Raw genomic sequence first — 18684 nt, forward strand, 5'->3', positions numbered from 1 at the left:
AGCGCCTATGTTGTGTGGTTATTCCCCATAAATAGGTGATAACGCAGGAGCAGTTATTGAGCCCACTAGGTTACAAACCTCGCGCCGCGATTAAACAACCCCCTAGTTTGATTGATTTTCAATCCGCAAAGGTCAACGAACCCTAAAGTAAAAGCTGTTGTTATGAACACTTATTTAATCATAAGCAATGGCCGCAATTTATAAGCCAGCTACAAAGTGCGGCTATTTAAAAAGGACGATGAATTCGAAACCCAAAGTTCTTAGGGTAGAAAGTACGGCTTCATTGCGGATGCAAAAGACAGACTCACCACAGCTAAGAGTACTGGCGTTAAAATAAATATCAAAACTAATAATAATGGCCTTATCCAGAGCTTTTTGGCTGGCTCTAATTTTACTCTATCACTTTCGTTCCTGATACCTTTACGGATTAACACGTTATGTTAAGTTTTTCCTATTATATTGTTTTTGGTGCTTGCATTAGCAATCTAAAGTGAACATTATGATTAGACAATCTGAGCAGGAGTTTTTACTTATGGCTATGAGCATACAAGATCGTAATAACGTTAAAATAATTGGCGATGGCGATACTACACTGATGCTTGCACATGGGTTTGGTTGTGACCAAAATATGTGGCGATTTATTCAACCTCTGCTAACTCCCAGCTATAAATTAGTACTGTTTGATTATGTTGGATGTGGTCAGTCAGACCCTGCAGCTTTTAGTAAGCAAAGGTACCAGTCACTAAATGGGTATGCTCAAGATGTAATTGAAATATGTAATGAGTTACAACTAAAAAACATTGTATTTATTGGGCACTCTGTCAGTAGCATTATAGGAATGCTTGCAGCTATTGAATCACCGACTCTGTTCAAAAAAATTGTGATGATTTGTCCATCCCCCTGTTTTCTTAATTTTCCACCACACTATTTTGGCGGCTTTGACAAAAGTGACTTAGAAGAGCTCATAGACTTAATGGACAAAAACTATATTGGATGGGCTAATTATTTAGCGCCTTTGGTGATGGGACAAACTAATAAAGCAGAATTAATTGATGAACTATCAGAAAGCTTTTGCTCTACCGATCCTAACTATGCCAAACCTTTTGCTAAAGCCACCTTTTTTTCTGATGACAGAGAGACGCTGCAAAAACTCACTTTGCCTACATTAGTATTGCAAAGCAAGCAAGACAACTTGGCATCTGTTGAAATAGGTAAGTACATGCATGAAAAAATGCCCAACTCCACATTAGAAGTAATTGATTCCCATGGCCACTGCTTGCATATGACTGATCCAGAGACTGTATCCCATTTGATTAATAAATTTCTAGATGAGTAAACCGACACTTGACTCGTTTCCTTGCGTATTAATAGTCACTGACATGGAAACCAATAAACTCGAATATAGTAATCAATTTGCAAATGAGCTGTTGGGCCTAAATGCAAATTCCACTTACAGCCTATTTGATATAATTTCAAAGGCGAGCTCTATATTATTCGAAAGCTATATTCGACCTGCAATATTTAGCAATGGTTCATGCGAAGAAATTCAAATATCGTTAATCTTAAACGATAAAAATAAAGCGCCAGCCGTTGCACATATTAAACTGATGGACTCAAAACTATATTGGTCTATCTATGTAGCTATTGCACGAGATAAGTTGTATCAGGAACTACTCGCCGCAAGAGAACATTTAGAAAGTAAAACTGAAAAGCTCACCTTTCTCACCCGAGTAGATCCTCTTACCAACCTGCACAATCGACGAGCAGCAATAGATGATTTAACTAAAGTTATTCACCAACTAAAACGTCACTTTATGCCGATGTCGTTTTTAGCCATTGATATTGATTGGTTTAAAAGAATCAATGACAATCTAGGCCATAATCGCGGTGATGAAGTATTAACAGAGCTATCCAGCATCTTAAAACGGGTTACACGCACCAGCGATATTGTTGCACGCTGGGGAGGGGAAGAGTTTTTAGTTGTGTTGTACAACGCAAACCTAGAGAATACGCAAACTTTTTGTAAAAGACTACATAAAGAGGTACGCAAAGTGAAACCTAGCGCAGACACTTCATTGTCCATCAGCATTGGGGTTTCCGTTTTACAGCCTAGGGATTTGGCTTATTCTGATGTTATCGACAAGCAAATCAACGAAGCAGATGAAGCCTTATATGAAGCTAAAAATAGTGGTCGTAATAAAACAGGATTCTATAAAGAGATAAACCCAGATTAAATGTAATGCTTTACAAATACCTTAATAGACACAAGCTCAGGTATTATTAAAACAAGGAAAGTTACATTGGTGATTGTTTACTTTCCAATTGCGCCTGTAATTTTTTTGCTCTGACAACTATTTGCTTATCGTGCTGTGAAGGCGAGAGCCAAATGGAGGCCTCAGCATCATCAGCTAAGTATATAAATCGCTCTAATGAAGATGCTATTGCAGATTGCGTTAGTGCCGGTTGGCCCTGTTCTATTTGCTGATAAAAAATTGTATTATCAGCCAACTTACTAATAACTGTTTGATACCCTAGTTCCATTTGCAGCTTAAACCCGATCAATCCACTCAAAGTTGCACCAAGTAAAAATGCAATTACTGCTATACTTGCTTTATTCATGTTTTCTCCGAAAGCTCGCGCCTTTATTATATTTATACTTTAAACCTAAATGTATTTTCTAAAATAGTCTAAGCTCTTTTACTTTTAAAGTACCCATACCACCAGCTAAAAAGCTAAATAAATGGGTAGTAAAGTAAACTGAGAATAATCAAATGCAGTAATAAAGAGATTATATTATGTGGCTTTTTTGCCATTGCTGAATCAAGAAAATCATTTCAATTTCAGATAATTGCTTTTCTACAGCAAAATAAAAACACTTAAAAATTATTGGTTTTGATAACTTTTGTTTTATTTGCACCAATGTAGCGTCTCACACTTCAGGAGTTGTAAATATACCTCTTCAGTTGCCGAAGCAATACATTTGTCAAATATAGCTAAATTTAAGCCAATTGAAGTCGCCTGTACGTTACTGCACCTGATAGTAAATATCTTTACTTTGCACAGGAAGTACTTAATTTTGTCGAATTGATAAAGAAAATATTAATCGAAATAACGTGGGAAGTACTTTTGTTGAAATAGCTTTTGGTTTTTTGCCAATGACAGTAACGAGTCTAGTAATGGAATAACTTCAGTCTCTTCTGCATACACCGGGTTAAAAGCCATATAAAATGGGATTTTATTTAAACAACCTGCCTCTCGCAAAGCACTCTGTTGAAACATCCATTGTACGACATGCTTATCTTCAATAAATGCATCAATTCGTTTTTTTGCTAACAGCCTCTCGAGTCGAAGTAAGCTATCTGTTCCACCAATTTTGAACATATTCGTGTCGTTATGAATTTGTGCTGCGTAACTGTCTACTGGTTCACCGTAACCGTAATCACTAATCAACCCCAATTTTATGTTAGCTAAATCTTGTTCGGATTGATAAATCCAAGTTGATTCCCTTCTGGTATAAAAACACATTTGATAATACATACTAGGTACATTTGTAAAATCTAAGGTTGGTGCTTCGGATTTTATTGCGGTCACTAAACCATTTAACCGTCCAGAACGAACTTCTTGTATCGCTCTAGACCAAGGAAAAAACTTAACATTTAAGCTAATATTCTCTGCCTCTAATACTTCCCTGAGGTAATCCAGTATTAAGCCTTCGCCACGTTGTTCATTTTTACATACATAAGGACACCATTCTGTTGTTGCTAAGTTAATAACGCTTTTATCTTGGTTGACGTCTTGAGGGTTTGCAAACGTGTTAAAGCTTAATATCTGACCCAACAAAGTTAAAATAATAAATCGCATTATTTCACCATTTAAATTTGTATTTAAATATAGTAGTTCTATTTCGCTTTTTTGAACAGTCACAAAGCAAAGCAGTTAAGTCAGCATTTCGTTATTTAATTGACGTCAATCAAAATAAAGAGTGACTAAACACTTGTTGGACTTTGACCATTTAAGTTAGTCAAATTGTTGATGGGGGTTGAATAAAGTTAATTCGAGTTGAGCTTCAACATAATGTATTTTGGGTAAGTTTAACTAACACTAAGCGGCTATTCTAGGGTAAGGGAACTATCCTTAACTACCTCGACAATAACACCCTTGTGCTTGCGTAACCGTTAAGTTTGAATTGAAGCCTGCTTGCAAATTATTCATTACAAGTTCAACAAAACCACTAGAAGATGAGCAAGCAATACCTTCTGAAAGTGGCCCTGCATAAGCAAGTTCTCCTGTAGAATCTACAAGTACAGCTCCCGGCACATTTGGCAGCAGCTCTTTGCTCATTTTAGCGGCGTCTAATACAGTCACTTTTACATCATAACTATCCGCTAAAGAAGCTAACTGTTTTACATGCTCAGTTGAACGTTTGGAGCAGCCACATTCAGAATCAATCACAATGGTTAAAGTTGCATCGCCTGGGTTTTGCCAGTGAGTCTGTGTTTTAAAATCATCAAGCCAACCATTTTCCAACAGTTTCTGTTGCGGATCAAAGGTACTAATAGATGACAATTGAAAATAAACAAGTCCTGTTACAACGCTGATGAACCATATCAAAATAATGGCGTACAGCTTCAAATTCTGCTTACTTGAATTTTGCAATGCTTTGCTCTAGTACATCTATACTTACGTCTATCATTTGTACTTTAGCTGTTAGTTTTGCAACAATAACTGAGTCTTGCTCCTGACTCATACGTAAAGCGTCTGCACTGGCTGATATTTGTTCTGTATTACCTACTTGCTCAGCGACAACTTTCGCCACAGAGGTCGTGCTGCTAGCAACCGTTTCAATTTGTTGCGACATACCTAAAATATTCTCTTTCATAGTGAAGCTTATATCGGTTAGCTCTTCTACCACACTCATACATTGGCTCATAGACTGAGTTGATGTGCGGCTATTACTTACTAGATCCTTGAGGGTATTTGATATTTTATCGGTAATCGCTTTACTACTGTTTGCAAGAGAACGCACTTCATCAGCAACAACTGCGAACCCCCTACCCTGCTCCCCAGCTCTAGCCGCCTCAATCGCTGCATTTAAAGCAAGTAAATTGGTTTGTTCAGCAATGCCTGATATATCATTAAGCAGATTAGATATTACATCCCCAGCTGCAACAAGTAATTTTATCTGCTCTTCTGTGTGATTTAAGTGATCACGTAATTCCTGGCTTTTGTCATCCGTTTTTTCAACATCATTTAAGGTGTCTCCTGCAGCCGAGGTAATTGCATCAACTTGTTGTTTTAATACATTACTTTCGTGCTCTACAGACGAAAAGCCATGAGCAACTGAACTAGCTGAATGCGCTATATCATCCGTTTTCTGGGCACGCTTATTGGCAGCATCAGCAAGTTCATCATGAACCTCAACCAACTCTTTGGAATTACTTTTCAGTGATAAAGACTGCATCTTCACTTGTTCAATCACTGTATTCAAAGACTCTAGAAGCGAATTAAAGCCTTGAACAGTCGTGTTTTTTGTTTCATCTGCGCGTGTTGAAAGTAGAACATGTTCAGGATCGCTCATTATCTGCTCAGTGGCTGCCGTAAGTGATAGTCCTGCACGGCGCTCTCTTTGCAAAGTAATAGCAATATAGCCAGCAACCAAAGCCTCGACTATAGCGTAAACGGCATGAATAATAACCGTACTGAACGCTAAACGATCCGGATCAAAAACGTAAAAGCCTGAGTTTTGGGTCTGCAGGTAGTAAAAAGAAAAGTGGTGGATTGCGACTAACACAATAGCAGTTATAAATACCTGCCATTGCATGAACATAATTAAGACAGCCATTAAAATAAATATTTCAAAGTGTACTTCAATTAATCCAAATGATTGTTGAATGTGCAAAAATGAGAACATAATAAGCGCAGCGCTTGCTACATGAGCCGTAAGCTTGCTTTCAGGATTTGTCCGCAACAACCAAATGGGCAATAGACAAAGGGGCAGCCCTATTAAAAAAGCAGGCATAAGTGTCGAAAAATAAATGCCTAAAGCAACTGACTCAACAAAAAGCAAAACAAATAAAACTGTAAAAAGACGGCTTCTATCAGTCATGTGCACCCCTAAAATAGTAGTTTAAACGTTTATTACATCCTGTTAGATCATTTGATAATAAAAAATTCTAAAAGCTATGATCAGTTATGCGAAGTTATTCTTATATTATAGGTTACTTTACAATATTGAGTATTTTTTTAAAGGTTGCAGTATTTGCTACTTCTGCCCATTGAAAAATAATACTTTCTGCACTTGTAATAACCGCACCTGCTTTATGTAATTGATTAAGCGCAATATCACGATGAATTTCATTGCGCGAGCAAATGCCATCAGCAATCACAAAAACACTGTAGTCATTGGCAAGTAAATCTAAACATGTCTGCAGAACACACACATGTGCTTCCATTCCAACAACAATAATCTGGGGTTTACGGTAACCTGCAATAAGCTGTTTAAATCCATTTTCTTTAAAGGCACTAAAATGCGTTTTATCAAAATAAGTAGCCCCATTCAACACAGCTTTTAATGTCTCATCTGTACTACCTAATCCTTGTTTGTATTGCTCTGTTACAAGTAGTGGAATATTATAAAGCTTAGCGGCGCTTGCAAGCTGTTCAGTAACACGTTTAATTTGTGCAAACTGAGCCATGACAGGGCTTAACTTACTTTGTATATCAATTACTAACAGAAGACTTTGTAAACGACTTGCAGAGAATATTTTTTCCATGTTAACTCCTCATTATAAGTGTAATTTATAAGTGCGGTTTATTTACACTTGTTAAAAATACAGTAATAATTCACTCATTAATACACTGTTGCTATGCTATATTAGTCTGTAGTGACAAATTAAGCAGGGTCAACTTATACGTGCGTTTTAGTACTTTTTTTATGCTAATCTTAGCCTTGATGTATGCTATTTGCTCCCAAACGGCATATGCTAACAACTATGCCCAACAACTGCAGCGCCTGTCGCCTGATGAAGGTCTTTCACAAGGTTATGTCACTGATATCCTACAAGATGACTTAGGCTATGTTTGGATTGGAACGCTTCAAGGCCTTAATCGGTTTGATGGTTATAAAGTCAACATTCTTCCTGCTTTCGGTCAATACTCCATCGTTTTACTTAAGAAAACACGCGACAACAAAATTTTTGTCTCTACAGAATTTTCAGGTGCCTTTATCATAGATCCGATCACCTTAGCCATAGAACAAATTTATTCAGGTAAATTAAATAAAGAAGATAGAGTTTTTTCTCCTATTCTCGCAGTGGCTCAAGATGAAAACGCATTTTATTTTGCAATTAATCACCACGTTTATTTTTATAACACGACTACAAAATCAATGTCTCGCGAGTTCTCAATTAACAAAGAGAACCATATTGTGAGAGCGCTCACTGTTAATAACAATTATCTTTACATCGGCACAAGTAACGGCCTTTACTCTAAATCAATCATTGATGATTACATAACAAAAATTCCATTCTTGCCTGATTCAAAACAAAATGCTGACAATACAAATGTTAAATATTTATCCATCGATAAACTGTTTGGTTTGATAATTGGAACTGTTGAAGGTCTTTACTCCATTGACTTAATTGAGGGTACAAAGCTTGACCTAGCAAACATTAAAACACTGGTGAACGACAATAACATTTGGGACTATACAACAACACAATACGGTGACTTCATAGCAACTGAAAGTGGCCTTTACCAGTACCACCGCCAAAGTGGCCAAAAAGAGCAAATCCTTAAATTTGATCAAAGTAAGTTTCATTTTACAGATAACACCATACTCAAAGTTTTGGTCGATAAATCTGGGTATATGTGGTTAGCATCACGTTCACAAGGGGTTTTTACGTGGCCAACACTCGCTCGGCGTTTTAGTAATATTCAAATAACCAATAATGGCAAATTACACAACAATGTTATTTATAGCGTGTTTCAAGACGAACAGAACTCAATCTGGTTAGGGACTGAAAATGGCATAACTCATCTTGATAATGATTATAAAAGTACTACCTTTTTAGATACAAATGACGAAAAAGCGTTTTATGGTGAATTTAGTGTGTATGGCGTTACAAATGCAGACCTAGGAGAACCCACCCGCTATTTATGGCTTATGTTGTATGAAGGTCTAGCCCTTTTTGATAAACAAACTAAACAGCTGGCGCCTCTTCCCTCACAAGGGTTAACAAAAGATGTTATCAATCAGCCAGGTGTATATGGTTTTCATCAAATAACGACTGATACTTTCGCATTCTTCAATAGTGACAATTATTACCTTTATGATGGAAAAACAGGAAAAACTCGCATTATTAAGGGTCTTAGGGACCTACTCGACCCTGACACTGCTCACGCATTTTTAAAACCCCTTTCAAATGTCCCTGATGAGTTGCTTATAAGTGTTTCTGGTGCGCTTTATCGCTATAATGAAACAACACAAAAACTAACCTTGATCTATGAAGTTGAGAACTACAACCCCCTAACATATGTTGTCACTTATGACACTGTCATCGACTATAACAATACATTATGGCTAGCCTCTTCACATGAAGGCCTCATTGCATTAGATGCAACAACATATGAAGAAAAAACACGCATTAATTTTGCTCAGGGCATTAATACAAAATCTATTTTTGCATTGCAAATTGATCAGTTTGGCTTTCTGTGGGCGAGTAGTCAAAATGGTTTATATCGCGTTAATCTAAACTCACTGCAAGTAAATTCTTATTCCGTAAAAGATGGGTTAACTGTTAACGAGTTTAACCTTGATTCACATACTTTACTCAATGATGGCCGCATTGCATTTGGCACTACCCTAGGATTGTTAACATTAGCGCCGCAGGATTTTTTAAGTGTTCCATTTTCAGAGGGAAATTTAAACACGCAGATTACTGCAATTGAGTTATTTTCTCGGGATCTTAATTATCACCCCGAACAGTACGAAAATGACGTTTTACAATTAAGTGCTGATGATATGGGCTTGGAAGTTAGCTTCTCTAACTTTGATTTTTTGAATATAGATAAAACAAGCTATAAGGTAACCTTAAAAGGCCCAACTTCGTTTACTTATGATAAGTACAAAAAGAATAAAATCTTTTTTACAAAGCTTCCACCAGGAAACTATCAACTCTCTATTGCCGCTTACTTTAACAATAGTAATGGTATGAGCAAACCCACCAAGCTTAATTTTAATGTTGCCTATGCGCCATGGCGTTCGCCATTGGCATTATTTGTTTATGGACTAATTTCTTTATCTATTGTTTTTATTATTGTTTGGCAATACAGAACCAAACGCAACACAATAGAAAACTCCCACAAGCGAGTTTTACAATCTCAGCAGCAAACAGACTTGGCACTAAACAGTAGTAATAGTGGGGTATGGGAGGTTAATTTAAGCACAAGTTCAGGCACACAGAATCGTTTAGTTCAAGAGCTTGGCTATCAGATGACAGGTCATGAAGTAGGTTTTAAAGAATATGGTCAACTTATACATCCAGATGATAAAGCGCATTTAATAAAAGCATGGGACGAATTTGTCTCTGATAATAGTAATAATCAATGGCAAGCCACTTACAGACTTAAACATGCAAAAGGGCACTGGCTTTGGTATCAAGATACAGGTCGAGTATCACAAAGAAATGAACAAGGCGAAGTGACTAAAGTCTCTGGTATTTACACCAACATAACCCAACATAGAGCCAATGCTCAACTCGCAACCGTTTTGGGTGAAGCATTTAGTCAAATAAATGATTGGCTGCTCATTTTAGATAGTAATTATCAGCCTATTTCTGTGAATAACAGCTTTTCAGACGCATTCTCTATTAATTCTGATGCAGATAAACTCAATATAAAACGATTTTTATCCGCTTTAGGTAAACATCAATATGTTGAATATATCAATGTACTAAAAACGCTAAAGGCAAAAGAAAACTGGCGTGGCGATGCATATATTAAAAGTAAAACAAACCCTGCTCACCCAATTCATATCAGTATTACTGCTATTGCCAAAGAAACCAAAGAGATCAGTTATTATGTGATTGTTATTTCAGACTTAACTGAGCAAAAGCGAGCAGAGAACGAGTTACGCTATTTAGCGAATTACGATCCCCTAACAAAGTTGCCTAACCGTACTTTAATGTACCAAAAAATCAATAAGGTCATTCAACATGCAGATAAGAATGGAACTCTAGCAGCCTTACTGTTTATTGATTTAGATAAGTTTAAGCCCGTTAATGACTCCTTTGGCCACGCCGTAGGAGACCAGCTTCTTTGCAATATTACTCAGCGTGTTAATAACATGTTAAGTAAGGACTCTGTTTTAGGCCGCCAAAGTGGTGATGAGTTTTTATTATTAATACAAAACATAAAATCACCTCAGTCATTAAGCACTTTGGTTAAATCCGTTTCCGAAGAGTTAGGAAAAAGGGTCGAAATTAATGACTTTGCTATTAATATTTCAGCAAGTATAGGTGTGGCTCTCTACCCATTTGATGCAGATTCTGCAGACATGTTAATTCGCCACTCTGATATTGCCATGATGCATGCTAAACAAGCAGGTAGAAATGGCTTTAAGTTTTTCACAGAGCAAATGAATGACAAAATCACCCAAAAACTACTGTTAGAAAATGCTTTAAAGGATGCATTTAAAGATGATTTATTATTCAATTATTATCAACCCATAGTTAATAACAAAACTAAAAAAATCAATGCGGTTGAGCTATTGATGCGCTGGAAACACGAGGGTAGTTTTGTATCTCCTGCTGAGTTTATTCCTATAGCAGAAGAAGCGGGCTTAATTGATGTGTTGACTGAACAAGCATTAGACAGAGCATTAAGCGAGCTCTGCTCGTTGCTTCGATCAAATCCTCGGTTTTATCTTTCGTTAAATTTATCACCCGTCCATATTTTAAAATCAAATCTAAGTGAGCGACTTCTACTAATCTTAGCCCGTCATCATATTAAACCATCTCAGTTGCGGTTAGAGATCACTGAAAACACCTTACTAGAAGACAAAGAAAAGGCTTCAAAACAGTTACATGCTCTAAGAAACGCAGGATTTAAGTTATTACTTGATGATTTTGGTACTGGCTACTCTTCATTGACTTACTTAAGTCAATTTCCAATTGATGTTATTAAGATAGACCAAAGCTTTGTCAGAAATATTGGCTCTGACGCATCAAATGAATCTATTATTAAAACAATTTACTTGCTTGCTGAAAATTTAGGGCTTTATTGCATTGCTGAAGGCGTTGAAACTCTTGAACAAATAGAGTTTCTAAACAAGCTTGGCTGTCATGATTTTCAGGGCTATTACTTTGCCAAACCGATGCCAGCAAGTGAACTATTAAAAGAGTCTGTGTTAAATCAAGTACTAAAACAATTAGATGGTATTTAATTGTTCGCCCACTTTTTTAAGCAGTTATATAATTGAGCTCTATCAACGGGTTTTGATATGAAGTCGTTCATACCTACCTGTAAGCATTTTTTCTTATCTTCTTCAAAAGCGTTAGCAGTAATTGCAATAATTGTTACTGAGCCGAACTGCTGCGCATTTTTGCGTATTTCTCTGGTACATTGATAACCGTCCATATTCGGCATCTGACAATCCATCAATATCAAGTCAAATTCGCTCTTGCGCATACACGAGAGCGCTAATTCACCGTCTCCAGCAGTTTGCAAAGAGCACCCAGTGTCAGCCAGCATTTTCGATATTACAATCTGATTTATAGGGTTATCTTCTACTAACAAAATACGGAAATTTAATAAGTCAGGTATTTCAATCTGCTTTTCTACAATTTCAGCTGACTGTGCAAGTGTAATTGGTATTGATAAAGAAAAACAGCTGCCCTCACCTACCACGCTACTTACCTCAAGCTTCCCCCCCATCAAGGTTATAATGCGCTGACATATAGCTAAGCCGAGCCCTGTGCCACCATAGTGCCGAGTAGTTGATATATCAGCCTGAGTAAACTCCTTAAACAAGGAAGCTTGTTGCGATTGTGAAATACCTATGCCTGTATCTTGAACAGCGATGAGTAAATTGCCGTCTTTATGTTCAACTTGTAATTTAATTTTACCTTTTGCTGTAAACTTACCCGCATTGCTCAATAGATTGTTGAGGACCTGACTTAACCGTAATCCATCAACATGAATAATTTTGGGAACCTCAGGCGCAATTTGCAGCTCAAAAGTCACGCCCTCTTTAACACCTGTATTACTGAACACCTGTCCAGCTTGATTAACTAATTGACGCACGTTCACACCTTGCTCATCAAGCTTCAGCGCACCCGCTTCTATTTTAGAAAAGTCTAAAATATCATTTAAAATCAGTAATAAGTTGTTCGCACTTTGTTGAATCATTTGTAACTGTTCACAGCTTTCACTTTCGAGCTTGTTATCAGTGAGTAAAATGTCCGTCAAGCCAATTATACCATTGAGGGGGGTACGAATTTCATGACTCATATTAGCTAAAAACTGTGATTTTGCTTGGCTCGCATTATTCGCAAAAGCCACTGCTTTGATCAACTCATCTGTTTTTTCATTTACTTGGTCTTCAAGTTTTACATTGAAGTCTTTCAGCTTTGAATTAAGCGCTTTATTCTCAATGTTAGCTTGTTCTAGTTCATTAAAACTATTACTAAGCTTAATCGCGAGCACGCCAAATTGCTGTTGAAGGTTATGCACTTCTAACCATGACCTATTATCATGAGACAAAGTGACAGTCGACTCTTTAGGATCAAACTCATCTATCTGTGTACTTAAAACTTCTATTGGCCTTACCAGCCACCTAGACAAGCGCGTGATAAATATACCAATGAGTACAATAATGACCAAAGCTAAAAATAGAGATTGAAGCCAAGCACCAGCTGCGACCAAATTAGCATGCTTTCTATTGAATAAAGTGATGACATACCACTGCTGCTCTGGAGATTTAAATAATTGAGCATAATATTGTTCACCATTAATTGTCTGCTCCATAATAGCTCGGTCATTACCTTCAAGCTGCGCCAAATCAGAATTACTGATCGGAGTTAATACTGGATAATTTTCTGCCAATGTACTAAATACAACTTGCAAACTTGCGTCCAAAACAATAAGTTCGCTTTCAATATCAAAAAAGCTTGGCCTAAATTGAAGTAATGAGCCAAATACAAGTGATCCTTCAACAATACCTTGAAACTCACCATTTTTTACAATTGGTGCAGAAACGCCCACAATAGGGACATCTCCCAACCCACGACTCTCAAATATATTTGAAATGTAACCGTTTGGTCTTTCTTTACCAATAATGAAGTAATCTCTATCAGCAATAGATGGGGCGTCATCATTTAAACTTTCTTTGAGGCTAATGGGGTTGAATACACGGGCAATTGCATTTGCATCACTAATAATTGATGAACGCAAATTTGGGTACTGAGCCATTAAATTCTCAAGTGCAACCTCTTCATCCATTCCATGTTCAATTGCTTTAGCGGTTAATACCACACCACGTCTAAAATCATTTAAATACAAGTCTATTTTGGCCGCAATGTCTTTTGATTTATGAAGAAGTTGTGACTTTACTTCGTATTCAATACGCGTGTAATGGTTATTAGTCAATAAGATGGTGGTCAATAGCACAACGAGTACCACCAACAAACTGACAATATAATTAAGAATTTGATACAAAGACAAACCACTGCGTTGCCAAGTTTGCCTTATAAAAAAGAAGCTTATTAAATCGATAACAATTAATATAATTGCCGCATTTAAAAAGTATTTAACGAGTGCGGTGAATACCCCTAGTGAATGCAGATCTACAACAAAAAAACCTATTAACCCAAGGACAGGCAAGCCAATTAATAACCAATACACAATCCCAATTAAAAACAATGGTTTAGCACGGCAGTAACAGAAATAGTAGAGCCAAAAAACTTCACCCATGAAAACAATTGAAGGCCAGCAATGTCCCCAGCGATAAAATATGAAAGCAGCACTTATACAACAAGCAAACAAAGCATAACGTAAGCCAAAGAATAAAAGCGAGAGTAGGACAAAAAGCTGGCCAAACAAAAACTCTGAACTATCTAGGAACCAAAAAGGTAATAAGTTTGCAAAACCGGCGAGCAGCGCCAATAGGATGGAACAAAATAATGGGAAATAGCGATGCTGTAATATGACCAAGAAACCATCCTAACCTATAATATCTACATCTAAAAATAAGGGAAAAAGTCTTTTTTGCCAAGTTAAAGCTGCCGAAATTATCCCCTAATAGTTAAAATTTATTCATTAATAGATCAGTGAAGGCATCCGTTACTTTCAATCTGCAGAACGCTTTCTGCAATATTAAATCTTTTTGCCAACAGTTGTTCAACTTTCAAACGGCAGGCTTCATCATGTTTTTCTTTCGTGCAATGTTGTTTCAATACGACATGAGCGCCTACAACCAGCTTTTTCTCGCGACGAGTTACAGTCACATTATGCACGTTTTCTACATGTTCAACTTGGCTAATTGATGATTCAATATCATTGACGTCTGGTAATTTTGCGTTACTTTGCGATAGCCCTTTAACACAAGAGATTATCACTTTGACTCCCGTGAAAAATACAAACAACGCAATAAGCATACTTGATAATATATCTATAATTGTCCAACCAGTGAGATAAATCAGCACACCTGCAATAAAAGTCGACACAGTTGAAATAAGATCAAAGAATGAATGAAGAAAAACAGCATATACATTAATACTTGCTTTACGCCCTTTATATAATACCCATGCAGCAGCACCATGAAATAAAAATCCAATAGCGGCTATTACAGACATTAAATAACTATTGACGGCAACACCTTCTCCCTCATGATGATGAAGTAATCGCTCACCACCCTCAAACAAAATAACCAGGCTAATCGCTAAATAAAGACAACCATTGATTAAGCCACCCGTTAACTCTGCTTTTTGATAACCGTCGTTATATGTTTTAGCCAAATGAATTGCTAAGCTAGATGCTAATAAAGCAATAAAAAGTGAGCTATTATGTACAAATAGATGTCCTGCATCTGCAAGCACAGCAAGAGAGTTTGCATAATAAGCACCAACGACTTGGATGATCATAAAAGAGCAAGTGATTGCAAGTGCAATTAAAAGGCGTCGCCGAGAAGCTTTATGCGTCGTAATATCGGTCATGAAGGTGTGGTTTACCTGTATAAAATAGAAGGAAATTGCATCATTTATGAAAGAATCAAACAGTAATGATATACAATATCAATTATAATACTTCCCGTGCACAAACGCACTAAAAAAGTCCCTCGCATAATACAGTGGGTAATAAATTAATCAATTTCGACTAAAAAGTACCATTTTTAAGTAATTGATTGTAAACTAACAATGTTAATAGGAAGTTATAAGGTAGTTTTACCATCGTGTCGTCAGCAAAAAAGCAACAGGACCCCAAAGTTATATGGCGTACTTTGCAAGCTCTGCCCTACGCTATCATCATGCGCGACTCCTCGTCATCGGTGTACTCTAACGCACTGGCAATGAATATGTTTAACCTTCCTGAGCAAATCGAAATTACTTCTGAAAAATTAAAGCACATTACTATTACATCAACTTTATCACGCAACACAACTACACTGGCTACCTTCTTGTCTGCTGAACATGCACTAGCGGATGATAATTTTTTAATAAGTCCTACACAAAACAAAGTCTGTATTAAGCTCACAAAAATAGATAACTGTACAAGCATTTATATCTTCGACCTATTGAACGATACCTCAAAGTCCGATAAGTTTGATGAAGTCATCGCTAAGATTTCAAGCCAGCTTATTGATATACAATCAGATAGTATAGATAATAAAATAGAAGGTGTATTACAAACAATTGGTACATTTTGTCAGGCCGATCGAAGTTATTTGTTTCAATTTAGTCAAGATGGGATGCTGATGAGTAATACTCATGAGTGGGTTAATGATACCATAATTCCCTTTAAACAACGCTTACAGAATATTCCTCAAGAAGCACTTCCGTATTTTTTTAGTAAGCTAAAAAGTGACGGCGTTTTTATTGTCTCTGATGTAAATAAGCTGCCTCATGCAGCTGCTCCCGAAAAAGCAGAATTTCAAGCTGAAGGTATCAAGTCTTTATTATGCATCGCATTACACTCTGAAAACGCTTTATTTGGATTTATAGGGTGTGACTGTGTTAGCGATGCACACGATTGGACAGAAACAGATTTAATTAGAATAAAATTAGTTGGCGAAATACTCACTAGCGCATTGAAAAATGCATCCTACAAACTGCATATTGAACAAATGCAACAACAGTTAATTAAAGTAAATAAAGAGCTTGAAACACAAGCTAATATTGATAGTTTAACTTCAATCGCAAACAGACGCAGATTCGATCAAACTTTAAAAACTGAAATCCTTCGAGCAGCGCGCGCCCATCAACCTCTGAGCTTAATTATTTGTGATATTGACTACTTTAAACCCTACAATGATAATTACGGCCACCAACAAGGTGATCAGGTTCTTAAAAAGGTAGCAAAAGCACTGCATACACTATGTAAGCGCGAAGGAGATTTAGCAGCCCGTTACGGAGGCGAAGAGTTTGCAATTATTTTACCTTGTTTAGATCAAGAACAATGCAGTCAATTTGCACAGTTACTGCAAAAATGTATTAGCGAATTGCAAATAGCTCACCATTTTTCAACTATATCCAAAAACCTGACATTAAGTATCGGTTGTTATACCTGTATTCCAGAAAAAACAACCACTGAAGATTCTATGATCCTCGCAGCAGACAGCGCTTTGTACATAGCTAAAAACTCAGGGCGTAACACCATTAGCATATTTGATAAATAGCTATAGGCTGTCCAACAGCCTATTAATTAACTTTATATGCCACGCTGATTAAACAACTTTTACTAGTCGAATTAGTACACTAGTGGTAATCTCAGATTAGTTGCAAATGTACAGATTTTAAAAACAAGCATCGTTGCTTGATTCTAAGGAGAGCACTTATGGACCCCATTACGCAAATTCTCAACATGGTTTTTACTGTTGAAGCATTTTTACTCATCTTTGTTTTAGTGTTGCTTAAAAGTAGCGTTAAGTTTGTTCCACAAAATCGCGCATGGTTAATAGAGCGCTTTGGTAAATACCAGTCAACCAAAGAAGCGGGCTTGAACTTTATTGTACCATTTGTAGATCGCATTGCCGCCGACAGAAGCCTTAAAGAACAAGCGCAAGATGTCCCTTCTCAATCAGCTATAACCAAAGACAACATTTCACTTATTGTAGATGGCGTGCTTTATTTTCGTGTGCTAGACCCATACAAAGCAACTTACGGTGTTGACGACTACGTTTTTGCAGTTACTCAATTATCACAAACCACTATGCGTTCTGAGCTTGGTAAAATGGAATTAGATAAAACCTTTGAAGAACGAGATCTGTTAAATACAAATATCGTCACTGCTATTAACCAAGCTGCAGAGCCTTGGGGTATCCAGGTTTTACGCTACGAAATTAAAGACATTGTACCGCCACAATCTGTAATGGAAGCGATGGAAGCACAAATGAAAGCGGAGCGTGTAAAACGAGCACAAATTTTAGAATCCGAAGGCGACCGCCAAGCAAATATCAATGTTGCAGAAGGTAAAAAGCAAGCGCAAGTATTAGCTGCTGAAGCCGACAAAGCAGAGCAAATACTGCGAGCAGAGGGTGAAGCTAAAGCAATAATAGCTGTTGCAGAAGCCCAAGCTGATGCACTGCGCAAAGTTGGTGAAGCTGCAGATACTGAAGAAGGTCAAAAAGCAATACAGCTAGATTTAGCAACAAAGGCAATTGCCGCAAAAGAAGCCATTGCGCGTGAATCATCCGTTGTTTTGTTACCTGATAATGGCACCGACGCAAGCTCATTAGTGGCTCAAGGTATGTCGATTATTAATTCATTAAACCAAAAGCAAAAAAGTTAACACTGTGGAGTAACTGATGGAGTATATTGTTAATAATTTACCCGAAGCCTTAATGATTTTGGGTGTGATAGCTCTAATTATCGAAGTGGCAGTGCTTGGGCTATCGACATTTATACTGCTTTTTTTAGGCATCTCATTATTTTCAACCGGTTTAATGATGAATGTAGGCTTGCTTGAAGCATCACTGACAACAGCTCTTTGGAGTAATACATTGATCACCTCAGCGTGCGCTCTTTTATTGTGGAAACCATTGAAGCGCATGCAAGATAATGTAGACAGCAAAGATATAAACAGTGACTTTGCTGAGCTAGATTTTATAATTAAACATGATGTTGATGATTTGGGTTTAACTACGCATGCTTACTCTGGTATCAATTGGAAATTAAAGAGTCACCAACCATTGCCTGCAGGAACCCATGTAAAAGTAATAAAAAAAGAAGTAGGCGTTATGTGGATTGAAGCAATCTAACATCTATTCTCTAGAGCTCGACAAAACTTGCAGCGTGGCTTTATGTACACGCTGCTTAACCAAAACTATATGAACCCTTGTGAACATACCTTAGAAGTTAACACACACCTAAGCACTTTAATTATGCCAATAAAAGCAACAAACAAAATATTAACAATTGATTTTATTGAAAAATAAAAACTACACAATTTCACTTACAGTTCAATTTTAGC

Annotated in this window: 13 protein-coding genes; 6 read left to right on the top strand and 7 right to left on the bottom strand. The window is 37.0% G+C overall.

Features of this window, described 5'->3' with window-relative positions:
• The first annotated feature begins 499 nt into the window (after nt 1–499).
• Nucleotides 500–1336, top strand: a complete 837-nt coding sequence (locus ACHUE3_RS03030) for an alpha/beta fold hydrolase (RefSeq protein WP_394190040.1) — start codon at nt 500–502, stop codon at nt 1334–1336.
• A gap of 43 nt (nt 1337–1379) precedes the next feature.
• A complete protein-coding gene (locus ACHUE3_RS03035; protein ID WP_394190042.1) occupies nt 1380–2234 on the top strand; it encodes a GGDEF domain-containing protein in 855 nt (284 codons plus the stop codon).
• Between the two features lie 61 nt (nt 2235–2295).
• Here ACHUE3_RS03035 and ACHUE3_RS03040 read toward each other — a convergent pair whose 3' ends face one another.
• The 5 genes from ACHUE3_RS03040 to ACHUE3_RS03060 form a co-directional block, all read right to left on the bottom strand.
• Nucleotides 2296–2619, bottom strand: coding sequence for a hypothetical protein (locus tag ACHUE3_RS03040; protein WP_394190044.1), 324 nt, complete (start codon nt 2617–2619; stop codon nt 2296–2298).
• Nucleotides 2620–3099: 480 nt separating this feature from the next.
• A complete protein-coding gene (locus tag ACHUE3_RS03045) occupies nt 3100–3861 on the bottom strand; it encodes a substrate-binding periplasmic protein (RefSeq protein WP_394190046.1) in 762 nt (253 codons plus the stop codon).
• Between the two features lie 273 nt (nt 3862–4134).
• A complete protein-coding gene (locus ACHUE3_RS03050; protein WP_394190048.1) occupies nt 4135–4656 on the bottom strand; it encodes a DUF6436 domain-containing protein in 522 nt (173 codons plus the stop codon).
• Nucleotides 4640–6106 (bottom strand): methyl-accepting chemotaxis protein, encoded by a 1467-nt coding sequence (locus ACHUE3_RS03055; protein ID WP_394190050.1) that lies wholly within the window; start codon nt 6104–6106, stop codon nt 4640–4642. The genes ACHUE3_RS03050 and ACHUE3_RS03055 overlap by 17 nt, the downstream gene beginning before the upstream one ends.
• 112 nt (nt 6107–6218) lie before the next feature.
• Entirely contained in the window at nt 6219–6773 is a 555-nt protein-coding gene (locus ACHUE3_RS03060; protein ID WP_394190052.1) for an isochorismatase family protein, read from the bottom strand.
• 161 nt (nt 6774–6934) lie between these two features.
• Between ACHUE3_RS03060 and ACHUE3_RS03065 the strand changes: the two genes are divergently transcribed.
• Nucleotides 6935–11443, top strand: a complete 4509-nt coding sequence (locus ACHUE3_RS03065) for an EAL domain-containing protein (RefSeq protein WP_394190054.1) — start codon at nt 6935–6937, stop codon at nt 11441–11443.
• Here ACHUE3_RS03065 and ACHUE3_RS03070 read toward each other — a convergent pair.
• Both ACHUE3_RS03070 and ACHUE3_RS03075 read right to left on the bottom strand, forming a co-directional pair.
• Nucleotides 11440–14211: a response regulator gene (locus ACHUE3_RS03070; protein ID WP_394190056.1), complete on the bottom strand. Its 2772-nt coding sequence runs from the start codon at nt 14209–14211 to the stop codon at nt 11440–11442. The genes ACHUE3_RS03065 and ACHUE3_RS03070 overlap by 4 nt on opposite strands.
• A gap of 113 nt (nt 14212–14324) precedes the next feature.
• Complete coding sequence (locus ACHUE3_RS03075; RefSeq protein WP_394190058.1) at nt 14325–15212, bottom strand: cation diffusion facilitator family transporter; 888 nt, start codon at nt 15210–15212, stop codon at nt 14325–14327.
• Between the two features lie 236 nt (nt 15213–15448).
• On the opposite strand from ACHUE3_RS03075, the gene ACHUE3_RS03080 reads away from it, so the two are divergent.
• The 3 genes from ACHUE3_RS03080 to ACHUE3_RS03090 all read left to right on the top strand — a co-directional run bounded on the left by ACHUE3_RS03080 (nt 15449) and on the right by ACHUE3_RS03090 (nt 18472).
• On the top strand, nt 15449–16891 hold the full coding sequence (locus ACHUE3_RS03080) for a sensor domain-containing diguanylate cyclase (protein WP_394190060.1): 1443 nt from the start codon (nt 15449–15451) through the stop codon (nt 16889–16891).
• 158 nt (nt 16892–17049) lie between these two features.
• The gene (locus ACHUE3_RS03085; protein ID WP_394190062.1) at nt 17050–18003 is read left to right on the top strand and encodes an SPFH domain-containing protein; all 954 of its coding nucleotides are present in this window, start codon (nt 17050–17052) and stop codon (nt 18001–18003) included.
• Between the two features lie 16 nt (nt 18004–18019).
• Complete coding sequence (locus ACHUE3_RS03090; protein WP_394190064.1) at nt 18020–18472, top strand: NfeD family protein; 453 nt, start codon at nt 18020–18022, stop codon at nt 18470–18472.
• Nucleotides 18473–18684 lie beyond the last annotated feature (212 nt).

Origin of the sequence: Pseudoalteromonas atlantica (genome assembly GCF_043641955.1) — a bacterium.
GTDB lineage: Bacteria > Pseudomonadota > Gammaproteobacteria > Enterobacterales > Alteromonadaceae > Pseudoalteromonas > Pseudoalteromonas atlantica_A.

Bases quoted from the DNA above. Each gene is read 5' to 3' on its own strand.
- ACHUE3_RS03040 (WP_394190044.1), bottom strand. From the start codon at position 2,619: ATGAATAAAGCAAGTATAGCAGTAATTGCATTTTTACTTGGTGCAACT.
- ACHUE3_RS03075 (WP_394190058.1), bottom strand. From the start codon at position 15,212: ATGACCGATATTACGACGCATAAAGCTTCTCGGCGACGCCTTTTAATT.
- ACHUE3_RS03090 (WP_394190064.1), top strand. From the start codon at position 18,020: ATGGAGTATATTGTTAATAATTTACCCGAAGCCTTAATGATTTTGGGT.
- ACHUE3_RS03030 (WP_394190040.1), top strand. From the start codon at position 500: ATGATTAGACAATCTGAGCAGGAGTTTTTACTTATGGCTATGAGCATA.
- ACHUE3_RS03060 (WP_394190052.1), bottom strand. From the start codon at position 6,773: ATGGAAAAAATATTCTCTGCAAGTCGTTTACAAAGTCTTCTGTTAGTA.
- ACHUE3_RS03055 (WP_394190050.1), bottom strand. From the start codon at position 6,106: ATGACTGATAGAAGCCGTCTTTTTACAGTTTTATTTGTTTTGCTTTTT.
- ACHUE3_RS03085 (WP_394190062.1), top strand. From the start codon at position 17,050: ATGGACCCCATTACGCAAATTCTCAACATGGTTTTTACTGTTGAAGCA.
- ACHUE3_RS03045 (WP_394190046.1), bottom strand. From the start codon at position 3,861: ATGCGATTTATTATTTTAACTTTGTTGGGTCAGATATTAAGCTTTAAC.
- ACHUE3_RS03065 (WP_394190054.1), top strand. From the start codon at position 6,935: ATGCTAATCTTAGCCTTGATGTATGCTATTTGCTCCCAAACGGCATAT.
- ACHUE3_RS03035 (WP_394190042.1), top strand. From the start codon at position 1,380: ATGGAAACCAATAAACTCGAATATAGTAATCAATTTGCAAATGAGCTG.